The 12242-nt window shown below is 69.5% G+C and carries 13 protein-coding genes and 1 pseudogene; 2 read left to right on the top strand and 12 right to left on the bottom strand.

From position 1 onward, the window contains the following. Positions 1-4: 4 nt before the first annotated feature. Positions 5-262 carry a hypothetical protein gene (locus ACFPZI_RS28790; protein ID WP_381368943.1) on the bottom strand — a complete coding sequence of 86 codons (258 nt, stop codon included), beginning with the start codon at positions 260-262 and terminating at the stop codon, positions 5-7. Positions 263-315: 53 nt separating this feature from the next. Beyond that, a complete protein-coding gene (locus tag ACFPZI_RS28795; protein WP_381368945.1) occupies positions 316-2589 on the bottom strand; it encodes a molybdopterin oxidoreductase family protein in 2274 nt (757 codons plus the stop codon). A gap of 410 nt (positions 2590-2999) precedes the next feature. Between ACFPZI_RS28795 and ACFPZI_RS28800 the strand changes: the two are divergent. Next, a pseudogene (locus ACFPZI_RS28800) lies at positions 3000-3145 on the top strand (DUF4291 family protein); the annotation flags it as partial. Between the two features lie 52 nt (positions 3146-3197). On the opposite strand, the gene ACFPZI_RS28805 reads toward ACFPZI_RS28800, so the two are convergent. From ACFPZI_RS28805 to ACFPZI_RS28835, 7 genes are all read right to left on the bottom strand, one after another. Then, entirely contained in the window at positions 3198-3497 is a 300-nt protein-coding gene (locus ACFPZI_RS28805) for a hypothetical protein (RefSeq protein ID WP_381368993.1), read from the bottom strand. A 144-nt stretch (positions 3498-3641) separates the two neighbouring features. Beyond that, a complete protein-coding gene (locus ACFPZI_RS28810) occupies positions 3642-4244 on the bottom strand; it encodes a recombinase family protein (protein ID WP_381368947.1) in 603 nt (200 codons plus the stop codon). Positions 4245-4395: 151 nt separating this feature from the next. Next, the gene (locus tag ACFPZI_RS28815) at positions 4396-4746 is read right to left on the bottom strand and encodes a hypothetical protein (protein ID WP_381368950.1); all 351 of its coding nucleotides are present in this window, start codon (positions 4744-4746) and stop codon (positions 4396-4398) included. 27 nt (positions 4747-4773) lie between these two features. Then, positions 4774-5295 (bottom strand): nucleotidyltransferase domain-containing protein, encoded by a 522-nt coding sequence (locus ACFPZI_RS28820; protein WP_381368953.1) that lies wholly within the window; start codon positions 5293-5295, stop codon positions 4774-4776. After that, entirely contained in the window at positions 5292-5702 is a 411-nt protein-coding gene (locus ACFPZI_RS28825) for a hypothetical protein (protein WP_381368956.1), read from the bottom strand. The genes ACFPZI_RS28820 and ACFPZI_RS28825 overlap by 4 nt, the downstream gene beginning before the upstream one ends. 292 nt (positions 5703-5994) lie before the next feature. After that, positions 5995-7242, bottom strand: coding sequence for an MFS transporter (locus ACFPZI_RS28830; RefSeq protein WP_381368959.1), 1248 nt, complete (start codon positions 7240-7242; stop codon positions 5995-5997). A gap of 696 nt (positions 7243-7938) precedes the next feature. After that, a complete protein-coding gene (locus tag ACFPZI_RS28835; protein WP_381368962.1) occupies positions 7939-8478 on the bottom strand; it encodes a helix-turn-helix domain-containing protein in 540 nt (179 codons plus the stop codon). A gap of 112 nt (positions 8479-8590) precedes the next feature. Between ACFPZI_RS28835 and ACFPZI_RS28840 the strand changes: the two genes are divergently transcribed. Then, on the top strand, positions 8591-10009 hold the full coding sequence (locus tag ACFPZI_RS28840) for an IS4 family transposase (RefSeq protein ID WP_381368965.1): 1419 nt from the start codon (positions 8591-8593) through the stop codon (positions 10007-10009). A gap of 110 nt (positions 10010-10119) precedes the next feature. On the opposite strand, the gene ACFPZI_RS28845 is transcribed toward ACFPZI_RS28840, so the two are convergent. The 3 genes from ACFPZI_RS28845 to ACFPZI_RS28855 all read right to left on the bottom strand — a co-directional run bounded on the left by ACFPZI_RS28845 (position 10120) and on the right by ACFPZI_RS28855 (position 11455). Next, a complete protein-coding gene (locus ACFPZI_RS28845; RefSeq protein ID WP_381368968.1) occupies positions 10120-10410 on the bottom strand; it encodes a tyrosine-type recombinase/integrase in 291 nt (96 codons plus the stop codon). Next, on the bottom strand, positions 10407-10988 hold the full coding sequence (locus ACFPZI_RS28850) for a dihydrofolate reductase family protein (protein WP_381368971.1): 582 nt from the start codon (positions 10986-10988) through the stop codon (positions 10407-10409). Before ACFPZI_RS28850 ends, ACFPZI_RS28845 begins: the two co-directional genes overlap by 4 nt. A gap of 65 nt (positions 10989-11053) precedes the next feature. Further along, on the bottom strand, positions 11054-11455 hold the full coding sequence (locus tag ACFPZI_RS28855) for a helix-turn-helix domain-containing protein (protein WP_381368974.1): 402 nt from the start codon (positions 11453-11455) through the stop codon (positions 11054-11056). Positions 11456-12242: the final 787 nt, after the last annotated feature.

Raw genomic sequence — 12242 nt, forward strand, 5'->3', positions numbered from 1 at the left:
AGCGTCACTCGTCCAGGTCGGGCAGCCGCGCCGGGTTGGGGCAGATCCGTTCTCCGTGCCGGTCGAAGACGAACAGGTGGGTGATGTCGACCAGGAGCGGCACCTGCATGCCGTGCCGGAGACCGATGTCCGGGGTGGGGGTGCGGACGACGAGGTCGTCGGGCAGCCGGGGCCCGGCGGGGGCGGGATCCGGCTGCGCCCGCTCGGTGCGCTCCCCCGGCGCCGGGACGTCGTGCCCGACCCGCCGGCAAGCGCAGAACACCGGACCGCGGCTCCGTCCGGCTCAGCGCGGTGACAGCGTGGTGCGCCTTTCGGTCACGTGGCCGATCCTGGTGCGGCCCCGGGCGCGGCTCCCGGTGCGACCCCCGGTGCGATCTCGACGGGCACCCCGTTGAGCACGGCGTTGCCCGACAGCGGGTCGAGGAGGCTGCCGTCGAGCAGTTGGTTGACGTTGACGCCGGGGTCGGCCGCCGCGTGCCGCAGCCGGGTACCGGGCCGGTCGTGGCCCCAGCCGTGCGGCAGGCTCACCGTGCCCCGGCGCAGCCCGTCGGTCACTTCGGCGGGCGCGGTCACCTCTCCCCCGGCGCCCCGGACGCGTACCGGCTGCCCGTCCCGGATACCGAGGCGTTCGGCGTCGTCGGGGTGGATCTGCAGGGTGCACCGGTTGGTGCCGCCGGTGAGGGCGGGCACGTTGTGCATCCAGCTGTTGTTGGAGCGCAGATGGCGGCGGCCGACCAGGACGAAGCCGTCGGGGCGTTCGTCGAGGGCGGCGCGCAGCCGGGGAAGGTCGGCGGCGATCGGTTCCGGCAGAAGTTCCACCTGCCCGCTGCGGGTCTTCAGGGGCTGCGGAAGGCGGGGATTCAGGGGGCCGAGGTCGATGCCGTGCGGGTGGGCGAGCAGTCGGTCGAGGGTGAGGCCGTCCGGGTCGGCGCCGAAGCCGTCGCCGTAGGGGCCGAGGCGGAGCATCATGTCCAGCCGCCGCTCGGGGCCGTCGTGACCGGTGAGCAGCCCCGCGAGTTCCTTCGGGTCGCGGCCGTGCACCGGGGAGTGCGGGTCGTGCACCGCCCTGCCCAGGGTCTGGTCGATGACCAACTGGTCGACGGCCGCAGGGTCGGCTCCGTGCCGGCCGGTGGCGGCGAGGAGGAGCCGGGCCAGGATCTCGGTCTCCGCCATGCGGCCGGGTTCCAGCGGGAGGGCGGGGCGGGTGTAGCGGACCTGGTTGCGTACGGCGAGGGTGTTGAAGGCGAAGTCGTGGTGCGGGCTCTGCGCGGGCGGGGGCGGCGGCAGGACGACGTGGGCGTGGCGCGAGGTCTCGTTGAGGTACGGATCGACGCTGACCATGAAGTCGAGGGAGCCGAGGGCCTTGTCGAGGCGGTCGCCGTCGGGTGCGGACAGGACCGGGTTGGCGGCGACGGCGATGAGGGCGCGCAGCGGTTCGCCCTCCTCGGTGGCGGTGTCGATCTCCTCGGCGAGGGCGGAGAGCGGCAGTTCGCCCTTGGCCTCGGGGTGCCGGCTCACCCGGGAGTGCCAGCGTCCGAGGGCGAAGCCGCGGCCGGGTCCGGCGGGGCGCGGGGTCCTGTCGGTGGCGGCACGGGGGAAGAGGGCGCCGCCGGGCCGGTCGAGGTTGCCGGTGAGGATGTTGAGGACGTCGACGAGCCAGCTGGCCAGGGTGCCGTGCGGGACGGTGCAGCTTCCGATGCGGCCGTAGACGGCGGCGGCGGGGGCGGCGGCGAGTTCGCGGGCGAGGGTGCGGATGGTGTCCGCGTCGACGTCGCAGGCCGGGGCGACGGCCTCGGGGGTGAAGTCCCGCACGGCGTCGGCGAGTTCGGCGACGCCGTGCACATGGGGAGCGCAGTCCCCCAGGTCGACGAGGTGCTCTTCGACGAGCACGGACGCCATCGCCGCGAGCAGCAGGGCGTCGGTGCCGGGCCGGATGGCGATGTGCCGGTCGGCGAGGCGGGCGGTGCGGGTGCGGCGCGGGTCGACGACGGTGAGGGTGCCACCACGGGCCCTGAGCGCCCTGAGGCGGCCGGGAAAGTCGGGTGCCGTGCACAGACTCCCGTTGGATTCCAGAGGGTTGGCGCCGATCAGTAGCAGGTGGTCGGTGCGGTCGAGGTCGGGTACGGGGATCGCGTTGGCGTCACCGAAGAGGAGTCCGCTGGACACGTGCTTGGGCATCTGGTCGACGGTGGAGGCGGTGAAGAGGCTGCGGGTGCCGAGCCCGGCGATCAGGACGGACGGGTAGAGGGCGCCGGCCACGGTGTGCACGTTGGGGTTGCCGAGGACGACCCCGACGGCGTCCGGGCCATGGCGTTCGACGACGGGCCGGATGCCGGCGGCGACCGCGTCGAACGCCTCCTCCCAACTGGCCTCGCGCAACACACCGTCGACCCGGACGAGCGGGCCGCGCAGCCGGTCGGGGTCGGCGTCGACGGCGGGGAAGGAGGCGCCCTTGGGGCAGATGAACCCCTTGCTGAAGACGTCGTCGCGGTCGCCCCGGGCGCCGGTGACCCTGCCCTCGTCGAGGATGAGGGTCAGGCCGCAGGTGGCCTCGCACAGAGGGCAGATACGAAGAGCGGTGCGGGACATGAAACCTCCCGGGTACGGCGGCGGTGACGCGCGGACAGGCGGACGGGCAGGCACAGAGGCAGCCGCACGGGTTGACTGACGAACCGAGCATACCGACCGGTATGCATGTGCGGGAGCCCCGTACCGGTTCGTTCTCGGTCCGCCCTTCTCCTCGGTGGGGCAGAACACCGTGAACGGGACGGGCGTCAAGCCGAGCGATCCGTTCGAGAGGAACCGGGGGGCGTCCTGCCCGATGGGTGTCGCTCCGGCGCCGGAGGTGGCGGACAAGTAGCCGGCCCCGGCCGCACGAACCCCTGCTTCAAGACGACGGCCACGGCACCGGCAGCAGTGCTTCGGCCGGCTCTCCGCCGACATGAACGGCCGTTGAAAATCATTGGCCGCGCCCCCTGGACGCCTCCACGCTGTATGCCATGGAAGAACCGCAACGCGGGATCCGCGCGGCCTACACAGCATCCACGATCACCGTCTACCAGGCGTACTCCCCGGAAATCGGCCTGCCCGCCGCCTGGAAGGTCTATTCCCTGACGCGTGGAAGCGGGACCGGATGACGTGGATCTTCTCTGCACCAACGCTGGCGTTAGAAGTCCGAACGGGCGTGACGCGTCGGATCAGTGCCGGAATCGGGCGACTTCCCCCTCGATTCGAATCAGGAACTCCGCGATCGGGGCTCCGCCGCTATCCGGAACGAGGAGCAGGTCTTGGGCGTAGATCGTCTCGTCTGCGGCCAAGGCGGCACCCTCGTCACCACGGCGCCAGGCATCACGGGACGCGGCGAAGAGGGGAGCAAATTCTTCCCATGCTGGGCCGGGTTCGAAGTGACAGTCAGACCAGAACATATCGCCGCTTTCGAGGACCAAGGTTCCTACCAGTCGCTCACCCTGTCTGAGCTGCCAACTCTGCTCCGCCATGCTCCCCTCCCGTGGTGCGACGGGCACTCTAGTGCTTTGACCGCGATGGTTCACCGGGTTGCGGTTCGCGTTGGTGAGTGCGGAGCCGGTTGGGGTGCCGTTAACGAGCGACGAACCAGGTGACAAGTAACCAGTCGGTAGCGGTCAGGGCTTCGTGATTGCGGTCTTCTTGGGTTGGCGGGGGACGATCTTGGTCTTGTCGAGGTGCCCGTACACCGTCGATCTCGGCACGCTGAACATGTCGGCGATCTGTTGGACCGTCTTCTCCCGTTCGTCGTAGAGCCGTTGCGCGAGCGCGGCCTGATCCTCGGTGAGCTTCGGCCGGCGCCCGCCCACCCGGCCGCGGGCCCGCGCGGAGGCGAGGCCGTCGTTCGTGTTCGCCACGATCAGCTCGCGCTGGAGCTCCGCCAGCACGGACAGCATCCCGAACATAGCCCGCCCCTCCATCGTGGCGGTGTCGATGCCCTGCTCGATGACGTGCAGCCCGATTCCGCGCTCGCGCAGTTCGGCGCCGAGGGTCACCAGGTGCAGCACGGAGCGGGAGAGCCGGTCGAGCCGGGTCACCTTCAACGTGTCGCCCTCGCGGAGCAACTGCATGACGAGGTCGAGCTTCGGGCGGGACGCCTTCGCTCCGCTGGCGACGTCGACGTGAATGTTGTCGCGGTCGACGCCGTTGCGGAGTAGTGCGTCGATCTGATGATCGGGGTTCTGGTCGGCCGTCGATGTGCGGCAGTAGCCAATGAGCATCGTCGGAAACTACCCGAAGAACTGTTCTCCGACGTTGATTTCCGACGCGAGTTGCCGACACTTCCCACCTGCGAATTTGTGATCACTGCGCCGAGCGTCGACAGACGGTCGTTTATCGACACTTGTCCCCAAGGCGCACATCCTTGGCACCTCAGTCCCGGAAGGCCGCGGCGTTCGGTCCCGGCTGGATCACCAGAGCGTTCAGCGGACGCGTGCGGGTGGGCTGGACCACTTCGAGCCAGGCTTCCCCGCCGGTGACGCAGGGCGCGATGCCCAAGTAGCCGCGCCACTTCCAGTTGATCCACCAGCGGGCCTCGGTCCGCTGCCCGGCCATCCGCCGCGCGGTGGACAGCCGTTCACCCGTCAGGTCGACGTCGTCGAGCTCGGCGCCGAGGCCGTCCAGATAGGCCAGGCCCGCGAGGGCCGCGCGCCGCAGCGGGCTGTCGTCCTTCCACCGCCCGCCGACGGCCCATTTCATGTCCGGGTCCTCCAGCAGGGCCATGTCTTCGGGGGCGTCGGGCAGCGCGACCTAGGAAACGGCGATGAAGCCCTGCTGCTGCCACCCGACCAGCTCCGCGCGTACGGGGCGGGGGATGTACCGGTCGAGGCCAACGAACGCGTCGAGCATGTCGTCGCGCTCGGCCCGGCCGGCGCCCGGGTCCTCGTCGATCCCGTGCAGGACGGCGAGGGCCTGGCCGAGCGTGTCGCCGCGCCTCCACAGCGGGAGCATGGCCACCCCCTCGGCCCGGAGCTGCTCGCGCTCCTGGTCCTCGAACTGGAACTGAAGCCCGCGCGATGTCCCCGCGAGGGCGCGGCGAAGCGGGGCGTAGGGGCTGCCGCCGCCGGAGAACAGGGACGCTATGACGGCCTGCCGTATCCGCTCGTCGCGCTCGAAGCACACCGCCACGTCGACATCGTGCGGCTCCAGGGCGCCACGGGCGAAGCTCCCGAAGAGCCAGACCTCCCGGACCAGGGCCAGCGGCCAGGCACCGTCACCGTCGAGCCGGTGAAGCATCTGTTCGACCAGTTCAACGGCCCGCGCCCGTTTCACGGCCGCTCGCCGAGCAGCGCGGCCAGGCCCAACTCCTCATCGGAGGCGGCCATCACCGTGTCGATGGTGCCCTTGGCCAGTTCCTCGGCCAGGGCCAGCACCTTCTTGTTCAGCTCCCGCAGCCCGGCGAGCTGCTCGTCAAGGGTCTTGAGCTTCGCTCGCCGCGACGGGCTGAGGTCCGGGAGTCGGCCCCACTTCTCCGCCTGCTCCTCGAACAGCGTCAGGTCGCCGGCCTGCTCGGTGTAGACCCGCTTGATCCGCGCTACATCGGAGTCCGCCAGTACATGTGGCTCGGTGCGGGCCTCCTCCAGCGTGTCGGCGTGCTCCTGCACATCCGCCAGCCAGCGCCGGGTGTGATCGATGAAGAACTCCAGCTTGCTGATGGGGTGCCAGACCCGCTCGGGCATCGCGCACTTCCCTCTCGTACGACAACAGACCCGGCGACCTTAGCCGCCCGCGATAACCCGCCGCCCAGGTTCAGCGCAAGGCCCCACGATCGTGCCCCCTCTCCGGGGCCCTGGGCATCCCACCTGCTAAGCAACCAAGATCAAGTGCTTAGCGCCAACGGCTGTACCGCTGGTCCCCAAGGCCGGCCACCCTCTGGCGCTGTCCAGCCTGCTTCCGGCCTCGCGATCATGACTTACGAGATCCACGACCATGACCAAGCCCTGAACCAGGGGATTGACATGCTGTTCTGCGTCAGAGGTCCGTTCCCTCACGGGCTGCGGCGGTGACTGCGGCAGGCCAGTGGGCCCGGTGTAGGGCTGTTGCTGCGGACAACACGGCCGGGGCCGCGGCAAGTGCGAAGCACACGGGCAGGGGGAGGCGGCCCACCAAGAGCCCGGTGGCGGCTGTTGCCCCCGCTGAACCGGCATTGAAAGCGGTGTTGACCCATGCGCCCGCTTTGGTGCGGGCGGCCGGATTGGCGCACTCGTCGGCGATCAGGTAGGCGGTGGTGATAGCCGGGGCGACGAACAGTCCGCCGAGCGCCGCCCACCCGATGAGCACATAGGGATGGGGGGAGAGTCCCGTCGCGGCCAGCGTCAGTCCCAGAGCCACCGCAAGGAACGCCAGCCGCAGCCTGCTTGAGACGCGCCATGGAACGGCGCCATAGACCAGGCCGCCGATGGCGCTGCCCCCGGACAGCGCGGCCAGGACCCACGCGACCACCCCAGGGTCGTCATGTTCGTCAGCGAAGGCGATCACCAGGAGATCGAACGCTCCCAGACACATGCCCACCGCGGCTGAGACGGCGATCGCCTGACGCAGCCCAGGGCCGCCTTGCATCGGCCGTCGGCGCAGCGAGGCAGATTGCACGCCGGAGACGAGTTGCTCGGACGGCGCCAGCCCGGCGGAAGCCTTCTTATGACCAACCCAGCTGCGGACCGCCGGAGACGAGATCAGGGCGAGTGAGCCGGTCAATACGAGTACGGCACTCACTGCAAGACCGACCGACGGCGCCGCGACGTGCAGCAGCAGTCCCACCAACAGCGGTCCTGTGACAAACAGGAGTTCCTCGGCAACCGCGTCCAGGCTGTACGCACGCTGCAGCAGCCGCCGGTCGGGAACCAAGTCGCTCCACACTGTCCGCATCACCGGACCGAGCGGCGGTGTGCATGCGCCGGCGGACACAGCCAGGACCCCCAGCAAAATTCCTGACGTACCTGGCCACGAGGTCGCGAAGGCCAGTCCGGTCAGCAACAGCGCGTAGACAGCGGCCATGGGGGCCAAAGCTCGGCGCGGTCCGTACCGATCGACCAGACCGGCACGGACCGGTGAGAGAAGGACACTGGTCAGCCCGAACAAAGCCATGACGGTGCCGGCTACGGCATAGGAGTTGGTGGCCTCTTTGATCGCCAGCACCAGCGACAAAGAGACCATTCCGTAGGAAAGTCGGCCCAGCAGCGCCGCACCGAACGTGCGGCAGGCGTAGCGGGTGCGCAGCACAGCCGCATACGAAGGGGCCGTGGAAGACGAAGACATGATCATGTTCCTCGGAGAAACAGCGCCGAGCTGACAGGCGCTCAAACGTGCATGGGCAGCGAGAGCCGCGCCCGGTGGGCGCAGTCAGCACGGGCTCCTAGGCACGGAAGAGGAACATGCGGGTCAACGTAGCACAGCGTGACCAACCAAACAGCCCAAGGCCCCGCCATCAGCGGCATGTCACACACCGCCAGCCAGGGCGGCTCCCGATCTCGTTGCCGAAGTACTGGCCCTCAATCCCACTGCCCCACTGGCTCCACTTCACCCTGCCGAAAACAGATGCCTGGTGGATTGAGTAGCAGCTCAGAGACGCATGTCCCATCCCATGAGCAGTCGGGCCCCGTCACTGTTACCGGCATAACTGTGACACCGGATGGGCTCTGTCGGCGTGTTCGGGCTCCGGATCCGGCTGCGGGTCCGGAGCCCGTCAGGCCTCGAGGGCGGTCAACGGATTCCGGCGAAAGCTTCCTGCCCAGACCTGCAGCCGCGCGAGGATGGATGCATGCCGAAGCACCCCAGGTCCGAACGGCAGATCCATCAAAGCTCCACCGATTTGGGGCTGGTGACACGTTCGTTAATGACACCCGAACGCCTCGGGCAGGGGCGGCTCCTGCTGCGGAACCGTGGCCGCCGTCTGCGGGGTCTCGAGCGCGGCGTCCGTCATGCCTGTGCCTCCGTCGTCTCGGTCGTGGCGGGAAGGGCCCGGCGCCGGGCGGCGGGCCAGATGAGCTTGAGGAACTCCATGTGTCCCCCGTAGCTGCTGATGTCAACGCCTGCGTCGGTCACCTCGTACGGCGGGCTGCCGGGCAGGTCGATCCGTGCTGAGGCGGTGGGCCAGGGGATGCCGGGCCGGTCGGACTCGATGTAGCCGCTGAACTCCTCGTAGTCGGCGCCGCCGCTCCACGGCGGCGCCGGGCTGTGCGGCTCGGCGCCGTACACGGTGATCGCCGGGCCTCCCCTGAAGGTCACGGTGGCGGGCGACCGCGCCCCCTCCGGGCCGGGGCCGGGCTCGGGGAGCCTGTCCAGGTTGCGCAGCCACTGTTCGACGGCCGCGCGGGGGAACCGGGGACTCTCGGCGGTGCCGCCGGCGGCATCCAGGCCGCCGTGGCGGCGGCGCCAGTTGACGACGGCCGCACGGCCGACTCCGGCCATACGGGCGATCTGGGCGAGGTTCACCTCGTCCTCGTCGGGGTGGGTCAAGGGATCGTCCTATCTGCTGGTCAAAGAGTCGGAGGGCCGGGGCCGGTGGGTGCCGGGGGCCTTCGCCGGCCAATGCAGTTGCTTTTGAGCTGCGGAGATCGTTGCCCCGCGTGTGACGGGGTGGGGTGCGGGCCAGCGGGTGCGGATCGGGATCCTGACGAAGGTGTTCACCGCCGAGCTGGTCGACGCGGCGATAGCCAAGCACGACCGGGCTGAGCGGCGCCGCCGACTCCTGCCGACGCGGCTGGTCGTGTACTTCGTCCTGGCCCTGTGTCTGTTCGCCCGGGAGTCGTACGAGGAGGTGCTGAGGGTGCTGACCAGCGGCATCCCGGGCAGCCGGGCCGTCGCGCGGGTGAACCGGTCGTCGTTGTCCCGGGCTCGTGCCCGCCTCGGGGAGGACGTGCTGGAGACCGTGTTCCGTCAGGTGGCTGGCCCGCTCGCGACCCCGGGCACGCCCGGCGCGTGGTGGCGGGGGCTGCGGCTCCTCGCCCTGGACGGCACCCAGTTCGATCTCCCGGATTCGACGAGCAACGGCGACGCCTTCGACGGTCCCTCCACTACAGGAGGTGTCCCCTTCGGATTCCCCCAGGTCAGGGCGGTGGTCCTTGCCGAGATCGGAACGCACGGAGTCCTGGATGCCCGCCTCGGCGGCTACCGCGATGGCGAGCGCAGCCTCGCCTACCCGCTGGCCGGCTCCGCCGGCCCCGGAGACCTGGTCATCGCCGACCGCGGCTTCTGGTCGGTCGAGTTCGCTCACGTCTTCACCATGGCGGGCGCGGATCTGCTGGTCAGGCTCCAGTCCAACCACCTCGGCACCGCTCAGGAAGAACTACCGGACGGCTCGTATCTGTCGATGGCGCGACCGGGCAAGGAGGTCCGGCTCCGAGCAGCGAGGGAAGGCCGGACTCTGTCCCGCCACGTGATCTACCGCGTCATCACCTTCGCCAAGGACGACAAGATCGCCTACCTGGGCACGACACTGCTGGACCCGGATCAGTACCCGGCCGCCGAACTGGTCGCGCTCTACCGCGAACGCTGGGAGATCGAGCTCGCCTTCGACGAAATCAAGAACCACCTCGGCCCTGGCGGGCCGATCAGGTCGCGGACGCCGGAGGGCGTCCGGCAGGAACTGTGGGCCTACCTTGCGGTTCACCAGGCCATCCGTCAGTTCGCCCACACGGCTGCGCTCGCCCGTCCGGTCCTGGATGCAGACCGCGTGTCCTACCTGAGGTACGTGCGCATCATCCGCCGCAGCATCCCTTCCCAGCTTGGAGCGTCCACGACCAGGCTCACCCGCTCCTATACCGAGGCCGGACGTGAGGCACGCAGCCGAATCCTCCCGGCCCGCCGCAGCCGGGACTGCCCACGGGCGATCAAGAAGCCCAACCGATGGCCGGTGCTGAGGACCCGCGCCAGACGCGACACCGTGCAGCCTGGCCGCTGGGCCCACAACCCGACCGCGAAGCAGAAGAGCTCCCGCCGGGCCGGACGACCAGCACTGAAGGAATCGCAAGCCGTGTCACCACCCTGAGAACGCGCTCTTCGCCCCGCAGATGGGGACCAGGTTCGTGGGTATGGGGGTGTCGGTAAGACTCGTGCAACCAGGTACACCCGTTTGAGTTCGCCCAGGTCAGCGGTGTCCTATTGATCGGTGGGGAGGCGTCCGACGGCGTCTTCGAGGTCGGCGTGGGTGGGCAGGGTGTACCGGCGGGTGGTGTCGAGGCGGGCGTGGCCGAGCAGTTCGGCGACGACGACGATGTCGACGCCGGCGCGCAGCAGGTTGGTGGCGAGGGTGTGGCGGAGGATGTGGGCGGACAGGGCGAGGTTGCCCGCGTCGTCGAGGATGTCGGCGTCGGTGGCGAGTTCGTCGATGAGTTCTCTTGTGTCACCGTTCGCAGTGGACTTCTTCGCGTACCCGCTCAGATCGGTCAACGGCGCACCCGATAGCGCAGGTGAAGCACCCGGTTGCCCTGAATCACCACGTCAGGATCCTCCAACAAGTGCTGCGCGTGGACCGACCCGAAGTAGCGCTTGCCGGACCCGAACACGACGGGTACGACGTCCATGCGCACCTCGTCGATCAGGCCCGCGGCAAGCACCTGGCCACCGACGTCGCCAGCGGCGACCTCGACCATGCGGTCACCCGCAAGCTCCTGCGCCTTGGCCACGGCTGCCTCGACGCCGTTGACGAAGTGAAACGGCGCCTCGGGGTCCCAGCCCTCGGGCTCCGGCCGGTGCGTCACGACGACCACGTGGTCGATCCCGCCCGGCGGCTTCCCGTCCCAGCCGTCCGTCAGGTCGAAGACGTGGCGGCCGACGATCGTGACTCCGATCTGGTCCCAGTACGACCGGGTGTAGTCGTAGGACGTCTGCGACACCTTCAGCTCGCCGCTCTCGTCCAACGGGACGTCACCGCTGGACAACCAGTCGAACAGCGGTCCGGGCTGGTCATTCTCGTCCGCGACGAAGCCGTCCACCGACACCGAGCTGTACATGACCACCTTGCCCACGGGGCTCTCCTCTGCTTTGGGGTGCCCCAAATTAGCGTGTCGTGAGCTGTCGCTCTTGTAAGAAATCAATCGGCCGGCAGCGGCCGGCCGTCCAGCGCGTGGCCGGGATGTTCGCGCAGGAACCGCCGCCGGACTTCGAAGTACCGGGTCGGCGTGAGCCCGGTGAACGCCCGGAACTCGTGGCCGAAGTGGGCCTGGTCGAAGTAGCCTGCGCCACCGGCGAGGTCGCCCCAGTCGACCGGTCCGGCGGGGTTGATCGCGAACACGGTGGCGGCGAAGCGGTAGGTGCGGGCCAGCCGCTTCGGCGTGACGCCGATGAGCTCCTTGAACCGCTGTGCCAGATGAGTGCTGCTGACACCGGCTGCCACGCTCAGGTCGCCGAACGCCACCGCCCCGCTGGTCGCCGCGATGACGCTGCTCGTATGGCGGACCAGCCCCAGGCCAACGGTCTCGCACAGCCGTCGCATTAGCTCCTCCTCCAGCAGCGACTCAAACGGGTGTACCTGGTTGCACGAGTCTTACCGACACCCCGTATGTGAGGATCCGCCCGTGAAGTGCGACGTGTGCGGACGAGCGATGTGGCAGTGGCCTGTGCCGCCGACTGCTTGGGAAGAGCAGATCTGGTCCTGCTCCTGGTGCTATGCGTCGACCCATGTGGGCGGCGAGTGGTTCGAGATCTCGCGGCCCCCGTACCAGCCCATGGGCATGCGCTGGGAGAGAGCTGTCGCTGACGGCCTTTCCCCCGATGTCTCTCATGCCTTCGGGGCCTACGACGCGACGCTGTGCGGGATCCAGCGAGCCGACATGGCGCCCTCCGACTACTGGTGGTTGCCAGAGAGGGAGAACGCCTGCGGCGACTGCCGATCCGCAGCGAGCGTCATCGACAGTCGCTGGCCGCAGGCCATGCGAGGTGAGAACGCGCGCATCAGCGTGCCCCGGTCGGCAACCGCCGGATAGCTCGGAGCGGGGCAGCAGCGTTCCCGGGTGTCTCACGCCGTAAGGCAACTGCATTGGCCTTCGCCGGCCCCCGGACCCCCGCTCCCGCGGCACCGACCGGCGCGGCAAGGAAGCGGAGAGTGTGGCCCGGTGCACGCCGGACGGCACCGCGGCCCGCGCACCGTCGCCGGGAACGGCGGGGTGGACGGGCCGCGAGGGGGTACCGTCAGCCGTCGGCGGCCGGGGCCGACTTGGGGTGCCGGTAAGAACGCTGTCAGTGCGCCACGAGGCGCTGTTGTTTCGGACGGAGGTGGAAGA

The organism is Streptomyces chlorus, from assembly GCF_042655885.1.
GTDB lineage: Bacteria > Actinomycetota > Actinomycetes > Streptomycetales > Streptomycetaceae > Streptomyces > Streptomyces chlorus.